The sequence below is a fragment of the Phyllobacterium sp. LjRoot231 genome, assembly GCF_964253365.1.
In the GTDB taxonomy this organism is placed as follows: domain Bacteria; phylum Pseudomonadota; class Alphaproteobacteria; order Rhizobiales; family Rhizobiaceae; genus Phyllobacterium.
Window position 1 is genome coordinate 2,510,288 of sequence record NZ_CAXUQT020000001.1, and the last position, 23,590, is coordinate 2,533,877.

The window sequence follows — 23,590 nt, forward strand, 5'->3', positions numbered from 1 at the left end:
GACGGGATACGCTTGCTCGTATAGCTCTGGTTATGAAGATCAGAAATGTGATCCATAAGGGACTGCGACGGTTTGTCGAAAACGATATTTCTGCAGGATTGCAGCCGGCCGTTGTTCCCAAGATCCGTAAAATCATTACCTTTCTCCAGGATATGGAAAGGGAAGATGAGTTGTATTCAATTCCCAGCTGGAAAGCGCACCAATTGACTGGCGACCGCAAAGGCACGTGGAGCCTCTTCATATCGAAGAATTGGCGTCTTACGTTTTCCATAGATCGAGATGAGATAGAGATCACTGATCTGGACTATGAAGATTACCACTAAGGAGGCAGCGATGAACGCTTCAGCCGGCATTCGTATCAAGAATCCGTCCCATCCGGGCGGTTTTGTGAAGACTGAAATTATAGAGCCCCTGGGGCTTTCTGTGACAACGGCTGCGAGCGTGCTCGGAGTGACGCGCCCCGCTCTGTCAGCCCTTTTGAACGAACATGCGGCCTTGTCGCCGGAAATGGCGTTACGTCTTGAGAAAGCATTCGGCGTATCGATGGATACGCTTATGCGTATGCAGAACAGCTATAATATCGCACAAACACGTATGCGTGAGGGTGATATCAAGGTCACACCCTACAAAGGCAAGTCGACTGATCGGCAGACGCCGATCTGACGAATTGGCGCTTGAAGGAAACTTGCTCTAGGTAACTCCACCCGCCTCCGCTGCTCCGTTCAGCCATCCAGGCCCTCGAACAACGCCGTCGACAGATACCGCTCGGCGAAGGAAGGGATGATCACCACAAGGTTCTTGCCCTTGTTCTCCGGACGCCGGCCGACCTCGATCGCCGCCGTCAGCGCTGCACCCGAGGAAATGCCAACCGGCACGCCTTCGAGCCGCGCCACCAGGCGGGCATTGGCGAAGGAATCCTCGTTCGAAACCTGCACGACCTCATCATAGATGTGCGTATCCAGAACTGCGGGAGCGAAGCCTGCGCCGATACCCTGGATTTTGTGCGGGCCGGGGTTTCCGCCGGAAAGAATAGGCGAATCCTTCGGCTCCACCGCGATAACGAGAACACTCGGCTTGCGTTGCTTCAACACCTGTCCGACGCCGGTTATCGTGCCGCCGGTGCCGATGCCGGCAACCAGAATATCGACTGTGCCGTCGGTGTCGTTCCAGATTTCCTCGGCGGTGGTCCGCCGGTGGATTTCCGGATTGGCCGGATTGTCGAACTGCCCGGGGATGACCGCATCTCCAATGGTCTCGACCAACTCGTTGGCCTTGGCGATGGCGCCCTTCATGCCCTTGGCACCTTCGGTCAGGACCAGTTCCGCGCCCAGAAGTTTAAGCATCTTGCGGCGTTCGACCGACATGGTTTCGGGCATGGTGAGGATCAGACGGTAACCCTTGGCGGCGGCCGCGAAGGCGAGCGCGATCCCGGTATTGCCCGATGTCGGCTCGACGAGCGTCGTTTTGCCCGGTGTCGCCTTGCCCTGTGCTTCGAGCGCCTCGATCAAGGCGACGCCGATACGGTCCTTGACGCTTGAGATCGGATTGAAGAATTCGAGCTTGGCCAGAAGATTGGCGCCGACGCCCTTTTCCTTGGCTAGCTTGTCGAGGCGAATAATGGGCGTATCGCCGATCGTATCGACAATGGAATTGTAGATGCGGCCACGGCCGGGCTTGCGCGCGCTATCATTGCTCATGAAATTCTCCTGATCCTGTTTGGGTGGTGAGCCGATCTTATGGGCCGCGCCCGAAAATTCATAGTCGGGCCCATGCGCAAACCAGCTTCCGATTGGAAGGAAATACTATTATTTGCCTACAGCCGTAACATTATTCCAGCTCAGGAGGAGCGCCCGGCGATGGCGAGCGCAGCGCCTGCCATGAAGGCTGCGGCGGTGCGGTTCAGCCGCTTGAGTGCCCGCGGCGAGGCGAGCAGTCCGCGCGCCTTCGCTGCCAGCGCCAGATAGGGCACCAGCACCACAAGCAGTACCAACACGGTCAGTGCAGCGAGGATCGAATAGTCGGCAAGAGTGATCGTATGCAGGTCAACGAGCGTTGGCGTCAGGGCGATATAGAAAAGCATGGTCTTTGGATTACCAAGTGTCACTGTCAAGCCAGCCACAACGCTGGAAAGCGCACCGCCACGGCTTTTCTTGGCCTCGATCTTTTCCGCCGATATGCCCGATGTCCAGAAACCCCAGGCGAGGTAGGCAAGATAGGCAACGCCCGCCCATTTGATCACGAGGAATACAGTTCCGAATGTCTGCGCCACCATGGCGAGGCCGAGCACCATTGCCGTGAGATAGGTGAGGTCGCCCATGATCAACCCGAGCGACATGAACAGCGATGAGCGAAACCCCGAGCCGAGCGCCCGCGCAACGAGGGCAGTCATCCCCGGTCCGGGGATGGCGGCGGCGATGGCGAGGGCACCCGAATAGGCAACAAAACCGGCAAGTGTCATGATCGTTCTCTGTCAGCGGAGGTTAGCGGAGGTTAGCGGAGGCGGAAGATACTCTGAGGTCCGGCTTCTGTCCATGGACCGTGAAAAGAACCCGATTACACCTTGAACACCGGACTTCGAATCTATAGTTTAGAATTATTCTAATTTAGGATCACGTCATGCTCAGCCGTTTTTTTGGTGCCCGCCGCCACGCCTTTGAATCCCTCTCCGAACAGCAATTGCTGGCTCTGGCCATTTCCTCGGAAGAGGACGATGCGCGGATCTATCTCGCCTATGCGGATGGCTTGCGCGAGGATTTTCCGCAAAGTGCCAAGGTTTTCGACGAGATGGCGGAGGAGGAAAATCGCCATCGTCAGGCATTGATCGATTTGCATCAGGAGCGTTTCGGCAATCAGATCCCACTCATCCGCAGGGAGCACGTACGCGGTTATCTCGAACGCAAGCCCGACTGGCTGGTTCGCCCGCTCGGCATCGACAAGGTGCGGGAGATGGCCGAGAAGATGGAAGAGCAGGCCTATCGCTTTTATACGGAAGCGCTGAAACTCGTGCGGGATGCTTCTACACGCAAGCTTCTCGGCGATCTTGCCATTGCAGAGAAGGCGCACGAATCACTGGCGCACCTGCTCGGTGTGCAGCATACGCCGGACGATGTGCAGGAGGTCGAGAAGCAGACGGAGCGGCGGCAGCTCATCCTGACCTTTATCCAGCCGGGCCTCGCCGGTCTGATGGATGGCTCCGTCTCGACCCTGGCGCCGATTTTTGCGGCCGCCTTCGCCACACAGGATACATGGCAGACCTTTCTCGTTGGCCTGTCTGCTTCGCTCGGCGCCGGTATTTCCATGGGCTTCACCGAAGCTGCGCATGATGACGGCAAATTGTCCGGGCGTGGCTCACCCTTAAAGCGCGGCCTCGCCAATGGCCTGATGACGGCGATCGGAGGTCTCGGCCACGCGCTGCCCTATCTCATTTCGGATTTCTGGACGGCAACGACAATCGCCGCGATTGTCGTCTTCATCGAGCTCTGGGCCATCGCCTATATGCAGCACCGCTTCATGGAAACGCCATTCTTCCGCGCTGCGATCCAGGTCGTGCTCGGTGGCGGGCTGGTGCTGGCAACAGGGATATTGATCGGGAATGCGTGATTCGATCCTTGTAGAAATCCACGCGATTCCATGACAATTCAGGCGCATTTTTGAAGGGAAAAGGGCGAATTTTCGCCCTATTCCTATTCCGAAAAGATCTTTTTACCCAACTGGTTAAGGCTAATTTTCTATGAATTCATCTGATTTTAACCAACGCCGTTCAGGAGGCGTTCATCTTTATGCATTAAATTTTAGCTAATTGATCGCTATCGGCCTCGTCCGGTATGCCAAAAGCAAGAGACCAAAAATGATGACCATGATTATCCAGCTGCGCGATACGCTCCGCGTCGTCCGTGAATTCATTGCCCCGAGCTACCGCCCCGAGCGCCACTATATGCGTGGTCCCGGACCGGCCTGTGCCCAGCGCAATCACGGCGTTCAAGCGTGATGGTACATTCGCGCATCAAGCGGAGCTTCATCACGGGCACGCAACCCATAATCACGTATAACGGACGCAATCCGCAGCCGGTAATCGGCAAAGATCCCGGCGCGGCCGTCACGCTGAGCCAGGCGATGTTCCTCGGTCTGGCGCCAAGCCGCCACTGACGCTTCATCGCGCCAGAAAGACAGGGAGAGATAGCGGTTCTCGTTGGCAAGGCTGCGAAACCGCTCCACGGAAATAAAGCCGTCCATCGTCTCCAAAAGCGGCTTCAGGTCCGCTGCCCTGTCGAAATAATCCTTGCCGCGTCCCTCGGCCGGCTCCACCTCAAAAATCACTGCAATCACTTGATCAGTCCTCCATTTGTTCCCGTCACGAGGCGCAGGAATGCACGGTCCTCGCGCCGGATAAAGCGCTTTTCCTTGGAAAATTCGTAGTTGGCACGGCCAAGGGGATCGGCCGTGAGCCGCGCGCGATAGGCTTCGTACGCGGCCAGATTCTCGATGTTGTAGGCGGCGTAGGCGAGCGTGGCCGAGCCCTCATGCGGCGCATAATAGCCGATGAGATCTGCGCCGCAACGCGGTATCGCCTCGTTCCAGTTGCGCGCATATTCCTCGAAAGCGTCCTTCTGATAGGGATCGATTTCATATTTGATGAAACAGGTGACGGTCATTTCGGTCGCTCCTTCGTTGTTGCTGACCATCGGTATAGGCGCCAATGAGCGCTTGATACTTCGATCGTTTTCGAAGCATCATCGTCTGTGTTGGATCAGTCTTGATTTGCCAACAAACACGGAAGCGACCATGTCGAACAATGCGAGATTTGCGGAAATAGCGGCGCTTGCCGGTGACCCGGGCCGTGCGAGCATGCTCAATGGGCTGATGGATGGCCGTGCGCTGACCGCATCGGAACTGGCGCAGCTCGCCGGCATCACCCCGCAGACCGCCAGCAGCCATCTGACGCGCATGACGGCGGCCGGGCTTCTCTCGGTCGAAAAGCAGGGCCGGCATCGCTATCACCGGCTGGCTTCGCCCGCCGTCGCCCAGATGATCGAGAGCATCATGCGGCTCGCCGCGCCGGAAGTCACTGCCAAGCCCGTCCGTACCGGACCGCGCGACGCGGCGTTACGAGCCGGGCGCACCTGCTACGATCATCTGGCCGGACATCTCGGGGTTTCGATCACCGATGCGCTGATCGATGCGGGGCATCTCGATCTGAGGCTCGATGCGGGAGAGGTGACGGATAGCGGACTGGCACTGTTCGGCCGCGCCGGTATCGATATCGAAGCATTGACAGCCAAGCGCAGCCGCATCCTGTGCCGGCCATGCCTCGACTGGAGCGAGCGCCGCCCGCATCTTGCCGGGGCAATAGGCGCGGCACTGTGCAGTCACTGTTTTGACAATGGCTGGATCAGGCGGATTGAAGGCACCCGCGCCGTCTCTGTTACGCCGAACGGCCAGAGGCAGCTGCGCGAGACATTCGGTGTCACCCTCTCCTAGACATGCCGCGTGACGCCGCCATCGATCCGTATATTCTGGCCGGTGATATAGCCCGCATCGTCGGATAGCAGGAATGCTGTGGTCTTGGCGATCTCCGCCATCGTCCCAAGCCTTTTCATCGGAACAGTGTCTTCGGTCCCCGGCTTGTGATCCAGACTATCGATGAAACCCGGCAGAAGTGCATTCATGCGGATATTGTCGGCGCCATAGCGGTCGGCGTAGAGCTTGGTGTAGGCGCCGGCGGCTGCGCGATAAGCGCAGGAGACCGGGAAAACCAGGCTTGGTTCGAAGGCCGCGAACGTTGTGATGTTCACCCAGGCGCCTTTGCCCTGCTTCAGCATATACGGCGTCACCAGCCGCGCCATGCGCACCACGCTCAAAACCATCAGGTCATTGCCGATCGCCCATTTTTCATCCGTGATATCGAGAAGGTCGCCCTTCGGCGGATGGCCGGTATGATTGACCACCGCATCGACGCGGCCATAGGCCTCGACGGTCTTGGCGACCAACTCCTCCAGGTCTTTTGCCTCGCCGGCAGAACCCTTGATACCGACACCGCCAAGCTCGGCGGCAAGTTCGACCGCGCTGCCGGATGGCGACATCAGCCCGAGACGATAGCTGCGCTCGTGCAATTCCCGGGCGATGGCAGCGCCCATGCCACGCCCGCCTCCGGTGATGATTGCAACTGGTGCTTGTGAGGTGTCGGTCATGATGCTCGCCTTTCAAGATTTCGAATGGCGCGAAGCATGTTTGATCAAGGCCAACAGCGCAAACGAATTCAGGTTGCTGTGATGCTCAAATATTTTGAACAACCTTCAGAAAATGAGTCAAAAGTCGTATTGAAATTGTTGAAATAATTGTGAGAAGTTATCGGCTGGAGCTTCAAGAAAGAACATGACGATGGCGATAGCTTTTGATACTCTTGGTTATTCAAAACGGTTGCGTGAGGGTGGCATAGACCAGCAGCACGCCGAAACCCATGCCGAAGCTCCGAGGGACTTTATCATGGCCGAACTTGTTACCAAATCTGATCTGGCTGCGGCGGTAGCGGTCATAAACCTCACACTGACATTACGCCTCGGCGCCATGATGACGGTTGGATTTGGTGTTCTGGCAACATTGATCAAGCTGCTTTAGCCATGTGTGGGCGGATTGATCCAAAAGTCCTATTGAAATCCTGCAACGAATAGAGAATGATCGCTGCCATGACCATTCGCTCGATCATCGTGATGGCTATTTCCGTGCTCCCCGTCAGGGGTGGTGGAGAGCTATTGCGCTGAAATCGACGCGAACTTTCACCAAACCCTGCCACTGAGGCGTGCAGGGTTGGTCTTGCTCTCCTCAGCAAAAATGGAGAGCCAAATGCCTGAACGGCCCATATCATCATCTGACGCCGGCGGATTTTCGATCCGGTCCACCCGTGTCACGGATTTCGAACAGATAACAATTCTATCAAACCTGCCGCTCTACCGCGCCGGAACCTTGCGGTTGCCCTATCAAAGTCTGGAACAGACGCGCAAATGGCTCGAGGGTCATGGCACGAGCACACTCAGCATCGTTGCCGAGATCGAGGAGCAGATTGTCGGCCTGGCCGGTTTGCATCGGTTCGAAGGACGTCGGTTGCATGCGGCAGAACTTGGTATTGGTGTGCATGACGCGTTCACCGGCGGAGGCATTGGCAAGGCGCTGCTCGGCGCCCTGATCGATGCCGCCGACAATTGGCTGAACATCAAGCGCATCGAGTTGACGGTCTTCACGGACAATACCCCTGCCATCCGTCTTTATGAAAAATTCGGATTCGAGACGGAAGGATTGCTGAAGGCCAACGCCTTCAAAGAGGGGCGTTATGCCGATGCTTATGCCATGGCGCGAGTGAGGGGAATTTAACCCTCATCCACTCCAGGATTCTCAGCGTCGTATTAATCCAGTGTGACGCCCGTACTTTTCACGATGGGCTCCCATTTCTGGATTTCTGCCTTTACGTGCGACGCGAGCTGGTCTGGTGTCGAACCGACAATCGTTGCACTGAAGTCTTTCATACGTGAAACGACGGCAGGATTTTTCAGTGCAGCATTGGCTGCCTCGTTGAGGCGAGCCACAACCTCGGGCGGGGTTCCCGCGGGGGCAAATAATGCATTCCAGGTATAGGTCTCATAACCTGGCACCGTCTCAGCCACCGTTGGTATGTCGGGAAAGGAAGGGGCTCGATCCTTCGTCGTAACACCGAGGGCTTTCAGTGTGCCGGCCTTTATATGAGCCGAGGAGGACGGCAAGTTGTCAAACATTATGGAGACCTGATTGCCAAGGAGATCATTCAATGCCGGCCCGGCGCCCTTGTATGGAATGTGTTCCATGGAGACCCCGGCCATGCTTTTGAAAAGTTCGCCGGATAAATGAAGCGGAGTACCATTTCCCGAAGATGCATATGAATATTTGTCAGGGTTGTCCTTAAGCAGCTGAACAAGCTCCTTTACGTTGTTAACCGGCAATTGTGGGTTGATAACCAGGACATTGGGAACAAGCACCAAAAGCGAAATCGGCGCAAAATCAGCGACAGGATCATAAGGTTTCGATTTCAGCATGAGTGGATTAAGTGCATGGGTTGCAACTGTTCCCATGAGGATCGTGTAACCATCCGGATCCGCTCTGGCCACCTGACCAGCTCCGAGATTTCCGCCGGCACCCCCGACATTCTCTACGATAACTTGCTGTCCAAGCGCGGTCGACATGTTTGCTGCCACCAGACGGGCAACGAGGTCAGTCGAGCCGCCAGCCGCAAAAGGCACCACAAGCGTGACCGTACGATCCGGGAATGTTTCCGCTGAAGCTGGTAATGCCGATGCGATCGCCGAAGCAATCGCCAATCCTAGAACAACGCGTCTGTTCAATGCCACAGTGTACCCTCCCGGTAAGTCTGGTTCATCCTATGTTTAATGGTTATCTCGAGAAGCATCGTCGAGCAGACCATAAACGCAATAAGGTATATGAAGGTATTTCAAATCGCTGCGCAAGCTAGTGGTCAAAATCTGACGCTTGGTACCGGAGTCGTAGACCCGCTTAGGGTGGAAAGCGGGAATCGTAGGCCCTCCCGCTGGATAACCGCAGCGCGAATGATTTGAGACGTCGGCTCAACTGACATTTTCCGGGCCACTCCTGCCGCTCGAAAAAGGATCTTCTGCCGCGACGAAGCAATGAAAGCGGTCGTTGGTCACAGGTGGGGGAAAAACCTTGGCTGGCGATCGTTTAGGGAAGCATTATAAAAGGATCAAGAAAGGGGGCTTTCCAGCATGACCGATACTACCAAAATCCTGTGTTGCCGCATCTCTTGGATGCCGGAATACAAATCCAAAGAGGAAAAGGCTTTTTCCTATCATTGATACATTCTCGACCAGAATACGCCCTATGAGGCCTTGAACTTTTTGGCAGGCGATGACGGGCAATTTCGCGGATATGTACCCGTCGGCGGCGATGCAGACGACAATTTTGGTAAGATTAAAATTGCCCGTCTCGGAGGGGCTCGCGGAGCAGATCGGGTGGAGGGCGTTACCGTTGTATTCTGCGCTCCTCATCAGCACGAGGGTGGGTTGCGCATCGTTGGATTCTATCGCAATGCGACCGTGCTGAAAGAGCCAGAGATTTCCGATCTGCCCGACCGTACCCGCGTCGCTCGCGTGATCTCGGAAGATGCTGTGCTGATCCCTGAGGCAGGCCGCATTTTCACCATTCCGGGTCGGCATGACGGCGGCTTCGGCCAGTCCAGTCTATGGTACGGGCTGAATGAAGGTCATCCCTTGCGCGACCACATCCTGCGTTATGTCGAGAATACAATGGAACTGCCCTCTTCCCAACCAAGCGTAATCGAATACCGCCACCGCAAGACACATGAACGATGGGAAGGTCGCGGCGACACTCGAGGCTTTATCCATCAAAAGGGATTTCGCTGTGAAGCCTGCAACTATGCCATCTCCCCAAAAGACCAACTGATCTGGGGAACCGGATTTGAGTTGCACCATCTCGTGCCTTGGGCCGAGATGCAGGAAGGCGTGGAGCGGGAGCTCGTCGCAGATGACTTTGCCGTCCTGTGCGCTACCTGTCACCGTGCAATTCACCGGTCAGACCATGTGTCAGATGTGAGGGCGTTTCGTTCACGGGTTCTGGCGAAACGTGGTGTTTGAGTGAGGGATGGCGAAGAGGCTCGGCATCGGTAGCCGGACGCATAAAGGTGCCCGCTGAAGCATTCGCTTTAGCAGCCTAACGTGTGCAGGTTCCGCTGGGTCGATACATCCGCAAAGACCGCTGTTGGGTGCATAGCGATCGTTGCTTTCACTTCATCGCCAAGTCGGCCTGCGGTCAACCAATCGTTGGGCTGGCTAGCGCAATTGGTCCAAACCAAACGGATTTCAATTGAGCCTTCACCCTTCGTTTTTCTTTACCCTTCTTTTGCCCGAATCACTCGTATATTCCGTGCCACATCCAACCGGGGACCTGATTCCATGATGAAGAGATTTGCCATCGGCTGCCTTGCCGCGACCTTTCTTGCGGGCTGCACCACGACCGACCCCTATACGGGCCAGCAGAAAATGTCGAACACGGCCGGCGGTGCCATGATCGGTACGGCGGTCGGCGCGCTGACGGGGCTAGCGGTTGGCGGCGGTGGCAAGTCCGGCCGCAATGCCGCGCTGATCGGCGCGGGTATCGGCGCGCTCAGTGGCGGTGCGATCGGCAATTATATGGATCGTCAGGAATCGGAACTGCGCGCACAGTTGCAGGGCACCGGCGTTTCGGTGACGCGCAATGGCGACCGGATCATCCTCAACATGCCGTCGGCGATCACCTTCAACACCGATCAGGACCAGGTGAAGCCGGAATTCGATGCAACGCTGAATTCCGTAGCCATTGTCCTGCGCAAGTTCGACCGGACGATTGTCGATGTGGCCGGCCACACGGATTCGACCGGCAGCCTGCAGCACAACCAGTTGCTGTCCGAACGCCGCGCCCTGTCGGTTTCCAATTACCTGACGCAGCAGGGCATCGACAACCGCCGCTTCGACGTTCGCGGCTATGGCCCGACGCAGCCCGTCGCGACCAACGCCACCGAAGCTGGCCGCGCGCAGAACCGCCGCGTCGAGATCCAGATTTCGCCGCTTACCGAGTAATCGCCAACGACACGGCGATCTGTGCCGCAAGGCGCGCATTGTTCTCAACGAGAGCAATGTTCGCCTTGAGGCTCTCGCCCTTGGTGATGTCGAGAAGTTCCGAGAGAAGAAAGGGCGTTACCGCTTTGCCGGTGACGCCTTTTTTCGTGGCACGGGCAATCGCTTCGCTGATGTACCCGCCCATGATCTTCGCCGGGATTTCGCTCGTCTCGGGGATAGGATTGGCGATGAGCATGCCGCCGACAACGCCGATGGCATCACGCGCCGCCTGAAACTTTGCAATGGCATCGGCAGTATCAAGGCGTAACGGAGCCTTGATTGAAGACTGCCGGGACCAAAACGCTGGCAGCACATCCGCGCCATAAACCACGACCGGCACGCCTTTGGTTTCAAGCACTTCCAGCGTCTTTTCAATATCCAGAATCGCCTTGGCGCCTGCCGAAACGACGATGACAGGTGTGCGGCCGAGCTCTTCCAGATCGGCGGAAATATCGAAACTCAGCTCCGCGCCCTTGTGCACGCCGCCAATACCGCCCGTCGCGAAAACCTTGATGCCGGCGAGGTGCGCGGCGAGCATCGTCGCCGCAACAGTCGTGCCGCCAGTTCGCCCTTCTGACAACGCAAAAGCGAGATCGGCGCGCGAGAGCTTCATCGCACCCTTGACCTGCGCCAGTGCTTCGCGTTCGTCAGAGGACAGGCCGATTTTCAAACGGCCGTCGACAATGGCGATGGTCGCTGGAACCGCGCCTTCTGCCATGATGATCGCCTCGACATCGGCGGCCATGCGGCTGTTATCGGGATAGGGCATGCCGTGGGTGATGATCGTACTTTCCAGCGCAACCACCGGTTTTCCCGTATCGAGCGCCTCTTGAACCTCAGGGGCAACGTCCATGAAGGGGTTCAAAACTTTCGTCATTATTATTGTCCTTTTTATTCGAGCGCAGTTGCAGCCGGTATCCACGCAAGCGCGCTGTCGAATTCCTGTCGTGTGAAGCGAGCGCTGACCGAATGGACTGTCAGCGTCAGCATCGATGCTGCCAGACCCTCGCGGACGGCTTCCCCAAACGCCAGCCCTCGCATGAGCGCGGCAATCGTACCGCCCGCCAGCGCATCGCCCGCCCCGGTGACATCGGCGATTCCGTCAACCGCGGGCGGATGGATCGAAAACACCTCGTTGCCGGAAAAGGCGAGGGCGGCATCGGCGCCATTGCTGACGACGGCGCCCTTGAGGCCATCGTCGCGCAACGCCTTATATATGTCGCTCAGTCCGGCATCGGGACCAAGCCCGGTCAGTGCCAGCGCTTCGCGCCGGTTCATGAACAGGCAGGCGAGGTTGCCCAAGATCGGCGCCAAGCGAGGCACCTTTGCCGGCGAGATCGCCAGCGCAAACAATGGCCGTTCACCGGCGAGCTCGGCCAGCCGCTGCAGCGCATCCGAAGGCAGGTTGGCGTCGCAGAAAACGGCATCGGCGATTGCAATTGAATCGCGCACCTTGCGGCGAGTCAATTGCCGCGGCAAAGCGAACTCATAAAGTTCCATGTCGGCAATGCCGGCGACCACATCGCCATACTCATCGAGAATGGCCGTATAGCTCGGCGTTGCGCGATCCATATAGACGACCGAGCCATCCTTGATCCCGGCCGTGTGGATCGCCGTGCCGATCAATTCACCGATCCTGTCACCGCCGCGTACCGAGAGAATCTCGGCGGCGATACCGCGCTGAACCGCCAGCCGCAGCGCATTGAAAACGCCGCCGCCCGGCTCCTCGCGCATGATGCCAGGATTGGACGCGCCTGGTACGAAGGGCACGAGGCTCTGGCCACGCCGGTCGAGATGAGCGCCGCCGACAGCGAAAAGCAACGGCTTGGTGACTTGGATCATGGTTGATTGTGTGTCCGGACAAAACTTCAAGTTGTGGGCATGCGTGCCCGCGCTTCTCTCTAGAACGCTAGAGGGCGCGGTGCAATGACAAGAGCGATTCGAGACGTTGAGCCTCACTTCAGTCAGAGACGCGGGAACGCCGCTTCAGGAGATGTGGACAGAACGCCACGCCCACCGTGAGAACATTTTGCGAACATTTTTCTGTTATCTTTATTTTACAATGACTTATGCCTGTTGCCAAATGAGAACAAAACAGATACAAATAAATTCAGATACAGGAACAATCCGGACTTCATGCACAACACAGGGGTAGTGTAACATGGCTCAAAATTCGTTGCGGTTGGTTGAGGGTAATTCGGTGGATAAAACGAAAGCGCTGGATGCGGCATTGTCCCAGATCGAGAGGGCCTTTGGTAAGGGCTCGATCATGCGGCTTGGACGCAATGAGCAGGTGGTGGAAATCGAAACGGTTTCGACCGGCTCGCTGTCGCTGGATATTGCCCTTGGCGTCGGCGGTTTGCCGAAAGGCCGCATCGTCGAGATTTATGGGCCGGAAAGCTCCGGCAAGACGACGCTTGCCCTGCATACGATCGCCGAGGCGCAGAAGAAGGGCGGCATTTGCGCCTTTGTCGATGCCGAACACGCGCTTGATCCCGTCTATGCGCGCAAGCTTGGCGTCGATCTGGAAAACCTCCTGATCTCGCAGCCGGATACCGGCGAGCAGGCGCTGGAGATCACCGATACACTGGTGCGTTCCGGCGCGATCGATGTGCTGGTCGTCGACTCCGTCGCCGCGCTGACGCCTCGTGCTGAAATCGAAGGTGAAATGGGCGACAGCCTGCCGGGCCTTCAGGCTCGACTGATGAGCCAGGCGCTGCGCAAGCTCACCGCCTCCATTTCCCGTTCCAATTGCATGGTCATCTTCATCAACCAGATCCGCATGAAGATCGGCGTCATGTTCGGCTCGCCCGAAACGACGACAGGCGGCAATGCGCTCAAGTTCTACGCATCGGTCCGGCTCGATATTCGCCGCATCGGTTCGCTGAAGGAACGTGATGAGGTCGTCGGCAACCAGACCCGCGTCAAGGTCGTCAAGAACAAGCTGGCTCCGCCCTTCAAGCAGGTCGAATTCGACATCATGTATGGCGAAGGCGTTTCCAAGACGGGCGAGCTTGTCGATCTGGGCGTCAAGGCCGGTATCGTGGAAAAGTCCGGCTCCTGGTTCTCCTACAACTCGCAGCGCCTCGGCCAAGGCCGCGACAATGCGAAACTGTTCCTCAAGGAAAATCCGGAAATCGCCAACGAAATCGAACTGGTACTGCGCCAGAATGCCGGTCTCATCGCCGAGCAGATGCTCGACAAGGGGCCGGACGATATCGAGGACGATAATAATCCCGACGCCGCTGAAGGCTGATCTGCCAAGCAAGATCGTTTCGGTCTTTGACGACAAACCCGCAACCAGTCTGGCTGCGGGTTTTTGTTTGGTTGCGAGAGGGAGGGTCTTCTTTTGCCAACCACTCTATCCCCTCATGCTGAGACTCCATCCCCTCATGATGAGCCTGTCGAACCACGCACAACCTCTATGCGTGCTTCGACAGGCTCAGCATGAGGGAGGTTTGAACCCGGCCTCAGGGATTTTCTGGACAGTTCGCAGCCCTGTCGTTACAAGCGTTGCGTTCTGCCCTTTCATCATGAGATGGGGCCAATTCCGTTTCGGACAATGCAGGTAAGAAGGCAATAAGATGAGTGGCGTCAACGAGATCCGGTCGACATTTCTGAACTATTTCAAGAAGAATGGCCATGAGATCGTGGCGTCGAGCCCGCTTGTCCCGCGCAACGATCCGACGCTGATGTTCACCAATGCGGGCATGGTCCAGTTCAAGAACGTTTTCACTGGCATGGAGCAGCGTCCTTACAGCCGCGCCACCACCTCGCAGAAATGCGTGCGCGCTGGCGGCAAGCACAATGACCTCGACAATGTCGGTTATACCGCGCGGCATCACACGTTCTTCGAGATGCTCGGCAATTTCTCCTTTGGCGATTACTTCAAGGAAGAGGCGATTTCGCTCGCCTGGAACCTGATCACCAAGGAATTCGGCCTGGCCCAGGACAAGCTCACTGTCACCGTCTATCACACGGATGATGCCGCTTTTGACCTCTGGAAGAAGATCGCCGGTCTGCCCAAGCATCGTATCATTCGGATCGCCACCAGCGACAATTTCTGGGCTATGGGTGACACCGGCCCTTGCGGTCCTTGCTCCGAAATTTTCTACGATCATGGCGAAGATATCTGGGGCGGTCCTCCCGGCAGCGCCGATGAGGATGGTGATCGCTTCATCGAGATCTGGAATCTCGTTTTCATGCAGTTCGAGCAGGTGACGAAGGAACAGCGCATCGATTTGCCGCGTCCGTCGATCGATACCGGCATGGGGCTGGAGCGCCTTGCTGCGGTTTTGCAGGGCAAGCATGACAACTACGATATCGACCTGTTCCAGACGCTGATCCACGCTTCGGAGGAAGCAACGGGTGTAAAGGCGGAAGGTCCGTTCCGCGCCAGCCACCGCGTCATCGCCGATCATCTGCGTTCGTCGAGTTTCCTTATCGCCGATGGTGTGCTGCCGTCGAATGAAGGCCGCGGCTATGTGCTGCGCCGTATCATGCGGCGTGCCATGCGTCATGCGCAGCTGCTCGGCGCCAGGGACCCGTTGATGTATCGCCTGCTTCCGGCGCTGGTGCGCGAGATGGGCCAGGCCTATCCTGAGTTGATCCGCGCGGAATCGCTGATTTCCGAAACGCTGAAGCTTGAGGAAACCCGCTTCCGCAAGACGCTCGAACGCGGCCTTGGCTTGCTTGGCGAAGCGACGGAGACCTTGGGTGAGGGCGACAGCCTCGATGGCGAAACTGCATTCAAGCTCTATGACACATTCGGCTTCCCGCTCGACCTGACGCAGGATGCGCTGCGCCAGCGCGGCATCAGCGTCGATACGGACGGTTTTGCCGCTGCCATGGAACGGCAGAAGGCCGAAGCCCGCGCTCATTGGTCCGGGTCGGGCGATGCGGCAACGGAAACCGTCTGGTTTTCGGTGCGGGACAAGGTCGGCGCCACGGAATTCCTCGGCTACGAAACGGAAAAGGCCGAAGGCGTCATCACCGCCTTGGTACAGAGCGGTGCGCTTGTCGAGACAGCCAGCGAAGGCGAAGCCGTGTCGATCGTCGTCAATCAGACGCCGTTCTATGCCGAATCCGGCGGCCAGCAGGGCGATACCGGCACCATCTCCGGCGATGGCTTCACGGTGACGGTCACTGACACACAGAAGAAGAACGACGGCGTTTTTGTCCATATCGGCACCGTGACCAAAGGCACTGTGAAGGTGGACGCACCAGTCGAACTCACGGTCGATCATGCGCGCCGTACCCGCATCCGCTCCAACCATTCAGCAACCCACCTCCTGCATGAAGCACTGCGCGAGACGCTTGGCACGCATGTCGGGCAAAAGGGTTCGCTCGTCGCGCCGGACCGGCTGCGTTTCGACTTTTCGCATCCGAAGCCGATTTCGGAAAAGGAACTTGCTGTCATCGAGGATCTCGCCAACGAGATCGTCCTGCAAAATGCGCCGGTAACGACGCGTCTGATGGCCGTGGATGACGCGATTGCCGAGGGCGCGATGGCGCTGTTCGGCGAAAAATATGGCGATGAGGTGCGCGTGGTTTCCATGGGCACTGCGCTGCACGGCGATAAGGCCGGCAAGAGCTATTCGACCGAACTTTGCGGCGGCACGCATGTGCGCGCCACCGGCGATATCGGCCTGATCCGCGTGGTTTCCGAAGGCGCCGTCGCCGCTGGCGTGCGCCGCCTCGAGGCGCTGACCGGCGAAGCGGCCCGCCGCTATCTCGAAGAGCAGGATGAACGCGTCAAGGCAATCGCCGGCGTGCTCAAGTCCACTCCTACGGATGCGTTGTCGCGTGTTTCGGCGCTCATGGATGAGCGCCGCAAGCTTGAGCGCGAATTGACTGAAGCCCGGAAGCAACTGGCACTGGGTGGCCCGGCTTCCGGTGGCGCGCAGTCCGAAACGGTCAATGGCGTCGGCTTCATCGGCAAGGTGGTCAGCGGTGTCAATCCGCGTGACCTGAAGCCGCTCGCCGACGATGCGAAGAAGACCGTCGGCTCCGGCGTCGTCACCTTCATTGGCGTTTCGGATGATGGCAAGGCCAGCGCCGTCGTCGGCGTCACCGATGATCTTGTGGGCAAGTACAGCGCCGTCGATCTCGTCCGCGTTGCCTCCGCTGCACTCGGCGGGGCAGGCGGTGGCGGCCGTCCGGACATGGCGCAGGCCGGCGGCCCGGATGGCTCCAAGGCCGAGGACGCCGTATCAGCCGTACGCGAGGCCTTGGCGGGATAATATTTATCATCAGCCAGCCGCGTGTATTACGCGGCTGGTAATCTATCTGAGGTTGTTATTGGACAAGCATTGGTATTTGATACTTATTGATGAGTTGGCAGTACTTGCTTTGTTTTTACATCCTGTGCAATACTTTAATTATACAAGTTGTTTGGATCATTTTTAGAGAAGTTTATGGACGCAGCATAGCACAGGATGCAGCTGGTGATCTGCGTTTGCCGGGGACATGCGAAATTGTACGCGCCTCCGAATGCCTGTGAAGCCGAGAAAGTAGCAATTCTGGTTTTGATTCTAGCTATCCGGGGCCCCAGTTGGAACGCTTTTTCGGCTTGCCGTTCGTAGCAATAATCTTGAGTTCATGTATCACGCAGTCTGCAATAGTGAACGACGTTCACATGGGCGACAAGACTGCTTATGGTCCAGTCGTTACGGCCAATTATGCAATATTCACCTTCTTGCAGGTGCGCCCTTTTTATTCCACTAAAGCCGGGTACGGCTTCAAGACGGTGTATGCGAGTTTCGACAGAGTTTCTTTCGACCAAGCGTGGAGCTTTGGAAAAGAACTTGAGTACGTTAAGGGAAGCACTGAAAGGCAGCCTTGTTTTCAGGCACCGTGTATGGTCACCACAAACGGCATCGTTACACTGAGCGAAGAAGACTTCCTGGCGGCTGCAACAAAGGGGTATGAGTTTGAACTTGTCGGCAAATCAGGCAAGGTTACTGGTAAAGCAGCTGCTCTGGCTTTTCGAGAAGCGCTGAAACTCAAAAGCAAACTCGGTCCAACGATTGCGGCTCCAACGATCAACGCCGCCCCGGCAGATCTTGGCGCTCAAGATTCGTCTCGGAAGTTCGACGAGATTTTGTAGGTGGGCATGAGAAACTACCCCGCGCGAAAGCCCCGCGCTGCCGCAATATGCATTGGTGCGATGGTATAGCGGTTCAGCCCCGCCATGACCGTCGGGTCGTTCTCGGCAAATTGCACCGCCTCGTCATGGCTCAGCACTTCGAGGAGCGCGATGCCGAACCAGCCATCTGGATCCTGCACGGGGCCATAGGCGAGAACGGTTCCCTCCTCGAAATATTCGCTGACATAGGTCACATGCTGGCGCATCAGCTCCTGTTCGTCATCGTCCATATCGTCGGCAAAAGTCGGGCGCGGCGGGATCAATCGGAAAAAGAAATGCTGCGTGGTCATCGTTTCAGTCCCCTTGGTTCGATGGCGCTGTGACGCTCAATCATACCGCAGGAAGATGAGACTTGCGATCCGGTAAATACTTGACGCTGTTGCGGCGGCTATTTCCGGATGTGATCCATTTCGCTTTTGATGAGCTCACCAAGACGCGACATGCCGGTCTCGATCGCCTGCGCATCGGGCAGGGAAAAATTCAGCCTTATCGTGTTCCTGCCGGTGCCATCGGCGTGGAAAGCGACGCCCGGCACGAAAGCCACGCGGATTTTCTCGATCGATCGGGCAAGCAGCGTTGCCCCATCCATATGGCCGGGCAGCGTTATCCAGACGAACATGCCGCCTTCCGGCTTTGTCCATGTCACGCCATCCGGCATATATTGCGCCAAGGCTTTGAGCATATGGTCGCGCCGCTGACGATAGTGGGAGCGTGCTCGTTCCACCTGCGCATCGAAATGGCGCTCCGCCACGTGATGGATGACCATCTGGTTGATGGTCGGACTGTGCAGATCCGCCGCCTGCTTGATCAGAACCAGCTTGCTGATGACCGGCTGCGCCGCGCAGATCCAACCGACACGCAAACCCGGCGTAAGGGTTTTGGAGAAGCTGCCGGAATAGAGGACGCGCGTGCGGTCGATATGGCCTTCACGTTCGATATCCAGCGCAAGCAGCGAAGGCGCGTTCTCTCCGTCGTAGCGCAATGCCCTATAGGCGGCATCCTCGATCAGCGGGATATCGAGTTCGTGCGCCAGCTCAACCAGCTTCATGCGGTCGCTGCGGCCGATCGTTTCGCCGGTCGGATTGGAAAAGTCGGCGGTGAGGTAGGCGAGCTTGACCCGTCCGCCTGCCGCGTGCGCATTGGCCTTATAGGCCGCCGGCGTCATGTTGCCGCCTTCAGGGATCAAGCGGTCATAGCGTGGCTCATAGGCATTGAACGCCTGCAGCGCGCCGAGATAGGTCGGCCACGTGGTGAGGATCGTGTCGCCCGGCGAAATGAACAGCTTGCCGAGATAATCGAGCGCCTGCTGCGATCCGGTGGTGATGATGATGTTGTCGATGCTGCAAGTGACACCGAGGGATGCCATGTGCTGCACCAGCCATTGGCGCAGCGGCTTGTAGCCTTCGCTGACCGAATATTGCAGTGCTGCGTCCGCGCTGTCGTTCAACACGGCGCTATAGGCGTCTTTGATCGCGTCTTTTGGAAACAGCGCCGGATCTGGAATGCCGCCTGCGAAGGAGATGATGTCCGGCTGATCAAGCAGCTTCAACAGTTCACGAACTTCGGAAGCGCGCATCTTGCCGGTGCGTGCCGAATACCGGGCATCCCAGTCGCTCATTTCATTCCTCCGCAATTTTGTGAAGGCACTCGACCGCAAATTCGCGATTATGTCAACAATGCTGTCGTATTTTTATTGATTTCGGAGACTTCGCCGTCGGAGCGCTCCGTCAGGCGGCTGCAGCGGTCAGTTTAAGACCGAGCGCCTTCATGACGCTGAGGAGAGTGGTCAGTCGCGGGTCACCTTTTTCGCTAAGTGCCTTGTACAGCGCTTCCCGCGTAACACCGGTATTGCGTGCCAGCTCAGTCATTCCCTTGGCGCGGGCTACGGTGCCGAGCGCATGAGTAATCACCTTGGGATCCCCGTCCTCAAAAGCTGCTTCGAGGTAAGCCGCAATCGCTTCGGGGCTTCCGAGGTAGTCGGCGCTGTCCCACTTTGTCGTTTTGAGGGCCATGGTGCTCACTCCTTTGCCAATTTCTTCGCGGCGAAAATATCGCGGCTCTGTGATTTCTTGTCCCCGCCACAGAGAAGGATGACGATCGTCTCTCCTTGCTTGACGAAATAGACGCGATAACCCGGGCCATAATCAATGCGAACTTCGCCGATACCTTCGAAGTATTTCACGTCGCCCATCAATCCAAGAGCAATGCGGTCGATACGAACCTGAATGCGCGCCTTGGCGTGGAGATCGCGTAAAGCGTCAAACCACTCAGAGAAGACGGCGGTCTTGCGCACTTCGATCATGTGTAATCTATAGTTCACATTTAAGGGTGCGTCAATACGCTAAAAGATACCTCGCACCAACAAAAAACCCCGGCGAACCGGGGTTTTTCGTTGCATCAGGTGCCAGATCAGGCGGCCATGGCTTTCGAGAGGTTCTCGTTGATCTTGTCGAGGAAACCGGTGGTCGACAGCCAGGGCTGATCCGGACCGATGAGCAAGGCGAGATCCTTGGTCATGTAGCCGGCTTCGACGGTATCGACGCAGACCTTCTCGAGTGTGAGAGCAAAGCGCTCCAGCTCTGCATTGCCGTCGAGCTTGGCGCGATGCGCAAGGCCGCGCGTCCAGGCGAAGATCGAGGCGATGGAGTTGGTTGACGTCTCTTCGCCTTTCTGGTGCTGGCGATAGTGGCGGGTCACGGTGCCGTGCGCAGCTTCGGCTTCCACGGTCTGGCCATCCGGCGTCATCAGCACCGAGGTCATCAGGCCGAGCGAGCCAAAGCCCTGCGCCACGATGTCGGACTGCACGTCGCCGTCATAGTTCTTGCAGGCCCAGACATAGCCGCCGGACCATTTCAGTGCGGAAGCGACCATGTCGTCGATCAGGCGGTGCTCATAGGTGATCTTCTTGGCCGCAAACTTGTCCTTGAATTCCGCGTCGAACACTTCCTGGAAGATATCCTTGAAGCGGCCGTCATAGGCCTTGAGGATGGTGTTCTTGGTCGACAGATAGCAGGGTACGCCGCGGTTATAGGCATAGTTGAACGAGGCATGGGCGAAGTCGCGGATCGACTCGTCCAGATTGTACATGGCCATGGCAACACCGGCGCCGGGTGCGTCATAGACTTCGTGTTCGATGGTCGCACCATCCTCGCCGACGAATTTGATCGACAGTTTGCCCTTGCCCGGGAACTTGAAATCGGTTGCGCGGTACTGGTCGCCGAAAGCATGACGCCCGACGATGATCGGCTGGGTCCAGCCCGGAACCAGGCGGGGAACGTTCTTGGCAATGATCGGCTCGCGGAAAATGACGCCGCCGAGAATATTGCGGATCGTGCCATTGGGCGACTTCCACATCTTCTTCAGGCCGAATTCCTCAACGCGCTGCTCGTCCGGGGTGATGGTGGCGCATTTGACGCCAACGCCATATTGCTTGATCGCATTGGCCGCATCGATCGTCACCTGATCGTTGGTCGCATCGCGGTGCTCGATCCCGAGGTCGTAATATTTCAGGTCGATGTCGAGGTAAGGATGGATCAGCTTTTCCTTGATATATTGCCAGATGATGCGAGTCATCTCGTCGCCATCAAGCTCGACGACCGGATTTGCAACCTTGATCTTTGCCATGGATAGTCAGCCTCTTTTTTGCTGCGTCTGGGGGTGTCAGCACTGGATTAAAGTGAGGGTTCGCGCCCCTATAGCACCGTGGTTGCAGAACGCAAAGACAGTTGCTCAAGAAGAGGGAAGGTTATCGTGAACGTCGATGCCGATTATCTCCCCCTTGCGGGGGAGAATGGATTTTCTTGGGTTTAGCGCTTGCTAAATCCTTAGAAAATTCAAGAGAGGGGATTTTCCGTAGTATACCGCATACGATCCCCTCTCTGGCGATTTCTAGCACTTAGCAAGAGCTAAGATGCTGAAATCGCTTTCTCCCCCGCAAGGGGGGAGATAACCGGCATCGACCCTTCGCGCACTCACTATCGATGCGCAGCATTGCTCATCAAAAAAACGCGAGCTATGAGGGCGGAACGTCAGCTAAGGAATGGACATGGCCGGTACAGACAGACAGCGAACTCTGATTGCCGAAGGCCCGGCGATCATATTGGTCGAACCGCAACTGCCGGAGAATATCGGCATGGTGGCGCGGGCGATGGCAAATTTCGGTCTGGCGGAGTTGCGCCTGGTCAAGCCGCGCGAGGAATTCCCCAACGACAAGGCACGCTCTGCCGCAAGCAAAGCCGACCACATCATCGATACGGCAGAGGTCTTCGACGATCTGCCATCGGCGATCAAGGATCTTCACTTCGTCTATGCGACCACGGCGCGCGAGCGTGACGCTTTCAAACAGGTGCGCGGCCCGGTCGAAGCAGGCCAAACCCTGCGCCAGCGCTTCAACAAGGGCGAGAAGACCGGCATTCTTTTCGGCCGCGAGCGCTTCGGCCTCAATAATGACGAAGTCAGTCTTGCGGATGAGCTGGTGACCTTTCCGGTCAACCCGGCATTCTCGTCGCTGAACATTGCACAGGCGGTTTTGCTCATGTCCTATGAGTGGATGAAATCAGGTCTGGAGAAGCATACCGACACTGCCTTTCGCGGGCCGGAGCTCGAGCCCGCACCGAAAGAGCAATTGCAGGGCTTTTTCAACCACCTCGAAGATGCCCTTCAGGCGCGAGGCTATTTCCGGCCGATGGCGCGCAAGGAGATCATGGTCAACAATCTGCGCGGTGTGCTCACAAAGGCAGGCTTTTCCGATTCCGAACTGAAACTTCTGCGCGGCGTTCTCGTGTCGCTCGATTATTTCAGCCCGAAGACCCCGCGCGGCTCCGGTGCACCGGAAGGACGCAAGCGCGAGAAACCACCAGCGAAAACACCCAGCGGAGAATCGCCAAGCGATGAATGATTTGGCAGCCGACCGGCCGATCATTGCCTTCGACAGTGGGATTGGCGGCCTGACCGTTTTGCGCGAGGCGCGGGTGCTGATGCCGGACCGGCGCTTTGTCTATGTCGCCGACGATGCCGGTTTTCCCTATGGCGAATGGGAGGAGGGCGGGCTGCGCGCGCGCATCGTCGATCTGTTCGGCGGCTTGATCGCGGAACACGACCCGGAAATAGCGATCATCGCCTGCAACACCGCCTCGACGCTGGTGCTCGAAGATCTGCGCAAGGCCTATCCCGAAGTGCCCTTCGTTGGCACTGTCCCGGCGATCAAACCGGCGGCGGAACGCACCTCGTCAGGGCTTGTCACGGTGCTGGCGACGCCCGGCACCGTCAAGCGCGCCTATACCCGCGATCTCATCCAGTCATTTGCCACAAAATGCCATGTGCGTCTTGTCGGCAGCCAGAATTTGGCGCGTATGGCCGAGGCGCATATTCGCGGCGACCACATCGATGACGATGCCATAAGGACGGAGATCGCGCCGTGTTTCTACGAGAAGGACGGCGAACGCACCGATATCGTTGTGCTCGCCTGCACGCACTATCCCTTTCTCGCCAATGTCTTCCGGCGTCTTGCGCCTTGGCCGGTGGACTGGCTCGATCCGGCTGAGGCGATCGCCCGCCGGGCGCTGTCTTTGATCAAGCCGAACGGCACCGGCACTGAGCCCGAACACGGCGACGACATCGCGGTTTTCACCTCGGGCAATCCGGATTTCTCGACGCGGCGCCTCATGCAGGGTTTCGGCCTCGACACGATCTGAACGGATCGCTGCCTAAATTATAATCTTTTCAAATAGTTGTTAAAAAATAGGCTATCTACAACTTTAGCCTAATTGCC

General features: G+C 57.5%; 27 protein-coding genes. 14 read left to right on the forward strand and 13 right to left on the reverse strand.

All coding sequences use genetic code 11. The features are described from left to right. The first annotated feature begins 32 nt into the window (after positions 1-32). Entirely contained in the window at positions 33-323 is a 291-nt protein-coding gene (locus ACSQ3H_RS12310; protein WP_436117331.1) for a type II toxin-antitoxin system RelE/ParE family toxin, read from the forward strand. Positions 324-333: 10 nt separating this feature from the next. Then, positions 334-663, forward strand: coding sequence for a HigA family addiction module antitoxin (locus ACSQ3H_RS12315; RefSeq protein ID WP_436117332.1), 330 nt, complete (start codon positions 334-336; stop codon positions 661-663). Between the two features lie 59 nt (positions 664-722). On the opposite strand, the gene cysK is transcribed toward ACSQ3H_RS12315, so the two are convergent. Then, positions 723-1,697 (reverse strand): cysteine synthase A, encoded by a 975-nt coding sequence (gene cysK / locus ACSQ3H_RS12320; RefSeq protein WP_436117333.1) that lies wholly within the window; start codon positions 1,695-1,697, stop codon positions 723-725. 140 nt (positions 1,698-1,837) lie between these two features. Beyond that, positions 1,838-2,458 carry a LysE family translocator gene (locus tag ACSQ3H_RS12325; RefSeq protein WP_436117334.1) on the reverse strand — a complete coding sequence of 207 codons (621 nt, stop codon included), beginning with the start codon at positions 2,456-2,458 and terminating at the stop codon, positions 1,838-1,840. 158 nt (positions 2,459-2,616) lie between these two features. Between ACSQ3H_RS12325 and mbfA the strand changes: the two genes are divergently transcribed. Both mbfA and ACSQ3H_RS12335 read left to right on the forward strand, forming a co-directional pair. After that, positions 2,617-3,600: an iron exporter MbfA gene (gene mbfA / locus ACSQ3H_RS12330; protein WP_436117335.1), complete on the forward strand. Its 984-nt coding sequence runs from the start codon at positions 2,617-2,619 to the stop codon at positions 3,598-3,600. A gap of 247 nt (positions 3,601-3,847) precedes the next feature. Beyond that, complete coding sequence (locus tag ACSQ3H_RS12335) at positions 3,848-3,988, forward strand: hypothetical protein (RefSeq protein WP_271899384.1); 141 nt, start codon at positions 3,848-3,850, stop codon at positions 3,986-3,988. Here ACSQ3H_RS12335 and ACSQ3H_RS12340 read toward each other — a convergent pair. Both ACSQ3H_RS12340 and ACSQ3H_RS12345 read right to left on the reverse strand, forming a co-directional pair. Further along, the gene (locus tag ACSQ3H_RS12340; RefSeq protein WP_262293005.1) at positions 3,979-4,326 is read right to left on the reverse strand and encodes an antibiotic biosynthesis monooxygenase family protein; all 348 of its coding nucleotides are present in this window, start codon (positions 4,324-4,326) and stop codon (positions 3,979-3,981) included. The two genes, ACSQ3H_RS12335 and ACSQ3H_RS12340, sit on opposite strands and share 10 nt — an antisense overlap. Beyond that, positions 4,323-4,652, reverse strand: coding sequence for an NIPSNAP family protein (locus tag ACSQ3H_RS12345; protein ID WP_436117336.1), 330 nt, complete (start codon positions 4,650-4,652; stop codon positions 4,323-4,325). Before ACSQ3H_RS12345 ends, ACSQ3H_RS12340 begins: the two co-directional genes overlap by 4 nt. Positions 4,653-4,782: 130 nt before the next feature. On the opposite strand from ACSQ3H_RS12345, the gene ACSQ3H_RS12350 reads away from it, so the two are divergent. After that, complete coding sequence (locus tag ACSQ3H_RS12350; RefSeq protein WP_436117337.1) at positions 4,783-5,478, forward strand: ArsR/SmtB family transcription factor; 696 nt, start codon at positions 4,783-4,785, stop codon at positions 5,476-5,478. On the opposite strand, the gene ACSQ3H_RS12355 is transcribed toward ACSQ3H_RS12350, so the two are convergent. Continuing rightward, a complete protein-coding gene (locus tag ACSQ3H_RS12355) occupies positions 5,475-6,188 on the reverse strand; it encodes an SDR family oxidoreductase (RefSeq protein ID WP_436117338.1) in 714 nt (237 codons plus the stop codon). The two genes, ACSQ3H_RS12350 and ACSQ3H_RS12355, sit on opposite strands and share 4 nt — an antisense overlap. 190 nt (positions 6,189-6,378) lie before the next feature. On the opposite strand from ACSQ3H_RS12355, the gene ACSQ3H_RS12360 reads away from it, so the two are divergent. Continuing rightward, on the forward strand, positions 6,379-6,615 hold the full coding sequence (locus ACSQ3H_RS12360) for a hypothetical protein (RefSeq protein WP_436117339.1): 237 nt from the start codon (positions 6,379-6,381) through the stop codon (positions 6,613-6,615). Between the two features lie 225 nt (positions 6,616-6,840). Continuing rightward, entirely contained in the window at positions 6,841-7,365 is a 525-nt protein-coding gene (locus ACSQ3H_RS12365) for a GNAT family N-acetyltransferase (RefSeq protein WP_436117340.1), read from the forward strand. 32 nt (positions 7,366-7,397) lie between these two features. On the opposite strand, the gene ACSQ3H_RS12370 is transcribed toward ACSQ3H_RS12365, so the two are convergent. Further along, complete coding sequence (locus tag ACSQ3H_RS12370; protein WP_436117341.1) at positions 7,398-8,372, reverse strand: Bug family tripartite tricarboxylate transporter substrate binding protein; 975 nt, start codon at positions 8,370-8,372, stop codon at positions 7,398-7,400. A 516-nt stretch (positions 8,373-8,888) separates the two neighbouring features. On the opposite strand from ACSQ3H_RS12370, the gene ACSQ3H_RS12375 reads away from it, so the two are divergent. Then, positions 8,889-9,653 carry an HNH endonuclease gene (locus ACSQ3H_RS12375; RefSeq protein ID WP_436117342.1) on the forward strand — a complete coding sequence of 255 codons (765 nt, stop codon included), beginning with the start codon at positions 8,889-8,891 and terminating at the stop codon, positions 9,651-9,653. 318 nt (positions 9,654-9,971) lie between these two features. Continuing rightward, positions 9,972-10,634, forward strand: coding sequence for an OmpA family protein (locus tag ACSQ3H_RS12380; protein ID WP_436117343.1), 663 nt, complete (start codon positions 9,972-9,974; stop codon positions 10,632-10,634). Here ACSQ3H_RS12380 and ACSQ3H_RS12385 read toward each other — a convergent pair. Together ACSQ3H_RS12385 and ACSQ3H_RS12390 are read right to left on the reverse strand one after the other, a co-directional pair. Continuing rightward, the gene (locus ACSQ3H_RS12385) at positions 10,624-11,550 is read right to left on the reverse strand and encodes a pseudouridine-5'-phosphate glycosidase (RefSeq protein WP_436117344.1); all 927 of its coding nucleotides are present in this window, start codon (positions 11,548-11,550) and stop codon (positions 10,624-10,626) included. The two genes, ACSQ3H_RS12380 and ACSQ3H_RS12385, sit on opposite strands and share 11 nt — an antisense overlap. Before the next feature lie 14 nt (positions 11,551-11,564). Beyond that, positions 11,565-12,515 carry a carbohydrate kinase family protein gene (locus ACSQ3H_RS12390; protein ID WP_436117345.1) on the reverse strand — a complete coding sequence of 317 codons (951 nt, stop codon included), beginning with the start codon at positions 12,513-12,515 and terminating at the stop codon, positions 11,565-11,567. A gap of 319 nt (positions 12,516-12,834) precedes the next feature. On the opposite strand from ACSQ3H_RS12390, the gene recA reads away from it, so the two are divergent. From recA to ACSQ3H_RS12405, 3 genes are all read left to right on the forward strand, one after another. Beyond that, entirely contained in the window at positions 12,835-13,929 is a 1,095-nt protein-coding gene (gene recA, locus ACSQ3H_RS12395; RefSeq protein ID WP_436117346.1) for a recombinase RecA, read from the forward strand. A 328-nt stretch (positions 13,930-14,257) separates the two neighbouring features. Continuing rightward, positions 14,258-16,915 (forward strand): alanine--tRNA ligase, encoded by a 2,658-nt coding sequence (gene alaS / locus ACSQ3H_RS12400; RefSeq protein WP_436117347.1) that lies wholly within the window; start codon positions 14,258-14,260, stop codon positions 16,913-16,915. A 395-nt stretch (positions 16,916-17,310) separates the two neighbouring features. After that, positions 17,311-17,781, forward strand: coding sequence for a hypothetical protein (locus ACSQ3H_RS12405; RefSeq protein WP_436117348.1), 471 nt, complete (start codon positions 17,311-17,313; stop codon positions 17,779-17,781). 14 nt (positions 17,782-17,795) lie between these two features. Here ACSQ3H_RS12405 and ACSQ3H_RS12410 read toward each other — a convergent pair whose 3' ends face one another. The 5 genes from ACSQ3H_RS12410 to ACSQ3H_RS12430 form a co-directional block, all read right to left on the reverse strand. Beyond that, the gene (locus ACSQ3H_RS12410) at positions 17,796-18,110 is read right to left on the reverse strand and encodes a YciI family protein (protein ID WP_436117349.1); all 315 of its coding nucleotides are present in this window, start codon (positions 18,108-18,110) and stop codon (positions 17,796-17,798) included. 98 nt (positions 18,111-18,208) lie between these two features. Further along, entirely contained in the window at positions 18,209-19,438 is a 1,230-nt protein-coding gene (locus ACSQ3H_RS12415; RefSeq protein ID WP_436117350.1) for a PLP-dependent aminotransferase family protein, read from the reverse strand. Between the two features lie 109 nt (positions 19,439-19,547). Then, positions 19,548-19,832, reverse strand: a complete 285-nt coding sequence (locus tag ACSQ3H_RS12420) for an addiction module antidote protein (protein WP_436117351.1) — start codon at positions 19,830-19,832, stop codon at positions 19,548-19,550. Positions 19,833-19,837: 5 nt separating this feature from the next. After that, positions 19,838-20,122 (reverse strand): type II toxin-antitoxin system RelE/ParE family toxin, encoded by a 285-nt coding sequence (locus ACSQ3H_RS12425; protein ID WP_436117352.1) that lies wholly within the window; start codon positions 20,120-20,122, stop codon positions 19,838-19,840. Positions 20,123-20,229: 107 nt separating this feature from the next. Further along, the gene (locus tag ACSQ3H_RS12430; protein WP_436117353.1) at positions 20,230-21,444 is read right to left on the reverse strand and encodes an NADP-dependent isocitrate dehydrogenase; all 1,215 of its coding nucleotides are present in this window, start codon (positions 21,442-21,444) and stop codon (positions 20,230-20,232) included. A 421-nt stretch (positions 21,445-21,865) separates the two neighbouring features. On the opposite strand from ACSQ3H_RS12430, the gene ACSQ3H_RS12435 reads away from it, so the two are divergent. Together ACSQ3H_RS12435 and murI are read left to right on the forward strand one after the other, a co-directional pair. Continuing rightward, a complete protein-coding gene (locus ACSQ3H_RS12435; protein ID WP_436117354.1) occupies positions 21,866-22,717 on the forward strand; it encodes an RNA methyltransferase in 852 nt (283 codons plus the stop codon). Next, positions 22,710-23,513, forward strand: a complete 804-nt coding sequence (gene murI, locus ACSQ3H_RS12440; RefSeq protein ID WP_436117355.1) for a glutamate racemase — start codon at positions 22,710-22,712, stop codon at positions 23,511-23,513. Before ACSQ3H_RS12435 ends, murI begins: the two co-directional genes overlap by 8 nt. Positions 23,514-23,590: the final 77 nt, after the last annotated feature.

Bases quoted from the DNA above. Each gene is read 5' to 3' on its own strand.
- ACSQ3H_RS12415 (WP_436117350.1), bottom strand. From the start codon at position 19,438: ATGAGCGACTGGGATGCCCGGTATTCGGCACGCACCGGCAAGATGCGC.
- ACSQ3H_RS12380 (WP_436117343.1), top strand. From the start codon at position 9,972: ATGATGAAGAGATTTGCCATCGGCTGCCTTGCCGCGACCTTTCTTGCG.
- ACSQ3H_RS12315 (WP_436117332.1), top strand. From the start codon at position 334: ATGAACGCTTCAGCCGGCATTCGTATCAAGAATCCGTCCCATCCGGGC.
- ACSQ3H_RS12345 (WP_436117336.1), bottom strand. From the start codon at position 4,652: ATGACCGTCACCTGTTTCATCAAATATGAAATCGATCCCTATCAGAAG.
- ACSQ3H_RS12420 (WP_436117351.1), bottom strand. From the start codon at position 19,832: ATGGCCCTCAAAACGACAAAGTGGGACAGCGCCGACTACCTCGGAAGC.
- ACSQ3H_RS12385 (WP_436117344.1), bottom strand. From the start codon at position 11,550: ATGACGAAAGTTTTGAACCCCTTCATGGACGTTGCCCCTGAGGTTCAA.
- ACSQ3H_RS12355 (WP_436117338.1), bottom strand. From the start codon at position 6,188: ATGACCGACACCTCACAAGCACCAGTTGCAATCATCACCGGAGGCGGG.
- mbfA (WP_436117335.1), top strand. From the start codon at position 2,617: ATGCTCAGCCGTTTTTTTGGTGCCCGCCGCCACGCCTTTGAATCCCTC.
- ACSQ3H_RS12425 (WP_436117352.1), bottom strand. From the start codon at position 20,122: ATGATCGAAGTGCGCAAGACCGCCGTCTTCTCTGAGTGGTTTGACGCT.
- ACSQ3H_RS12365 (WP_436117340.1), top strand. From the start codon at position 6,841: ATGCCTGAACGGCCCATATCATCATCTGACGCCGGCGGATTTTCGATC.
- cysK (WP_436117333.1), bottom strand. From the start codon at position 1,697: ATGAGCAATGATAGCGCGCGCAAGCCCGGCCGTGGCCGCATCTACAAT.
- ACSQ3H_RS12390 (WP_436117345.1), bottom strand. From the start codon at position 12,515: ATGATCCAAGTCACCAAGCCGTTGCTTTTCGCTGTCGGCGGCGCTCAT.
- ACSQ3H_RS12335 (WP_271899384.1), top strand. From the start codon at position 3,848: ATGATGACCATGATTATCCAGCTGCGCGATACGCTCCGCGTCGTCCGT.
- murI (WP_436117355.1), top strand. From the start codon at position 22,710: ATGAATGATTTGGCAGCCGACCGGCCGATCATTGCCTTCGACAGTGGG.
- ACSQ3H_RS12430 (WP_436117353.1), bottom strand. From the start codon at position 21,444: ATGGCAAAGATCAAGGTTGCAAATCCGGTCGTCGAGCTTGATGGCGAC.
- ACSQ3H_RS12360 (WP_436117339.1), top strand. From the start codon at position 6,379: ATGGCGATAGCTTTTGATACTCTTGGTTATTCAAAACGGTTGCGTGAG.
- ACSQ3H_RS12410 (WP_436117349.1), bottom strand. From the start codon at position 18,110: ATGACCACGCAGCATTTCTTTTTCCGATTGATCCCGCCGCGCCCGACT.
- alaS (WP_436117347.1), top strand. From the start codon at position 14,258: ATGAGTGGCGTCAACGAGATCCGGTCGACATTTCTGAACTATTTCAAG.
- ACSQ3H_RS12325 (WP_436117334.1), bottom strand. From the start codon at position 2,458: ATGACACTTGCCGGTTTTGTTGCCTATTCGGGTGCCCTCGCCATCGCC.
- recA (WP_436117346.1), top strand. From the start codon at position 12,835: ATGGCTCAAAATTCGTTGCGGTTGGTTGAGGGTAATTCGGTGGATAAA.
- ACSQ3H_RS12435 (WP_436117354.1), top strand. From the start codon at position 21,866: ATGGCCGGTACAGACAGACAGCGAACTCTGATTGCCGAAGGCCCGGCG.
- ACSQ3H_RS12350 (WP_436117337.1), top strand. From the start codon at position 4,783: ATGTCGAACAATGCGAGATTTGCGGAAATAGCGGCGCTTGCCGGTGAC.
- ACSQ3H_RS12310 (WP_436117331.1), top strand. From the start codon at position 33: ATGAAGATCAGAAATGTGATCCATAAGGGACTGCGACGGTTTGTCGAA.
- ACSQ3H_RS12405 (WP_436117348.1), top strand. From the start codon at position 17,311: ATGGGCGACAAGACTGCTTATGGTCCAGTCGTTACGGCCAATTATGCA.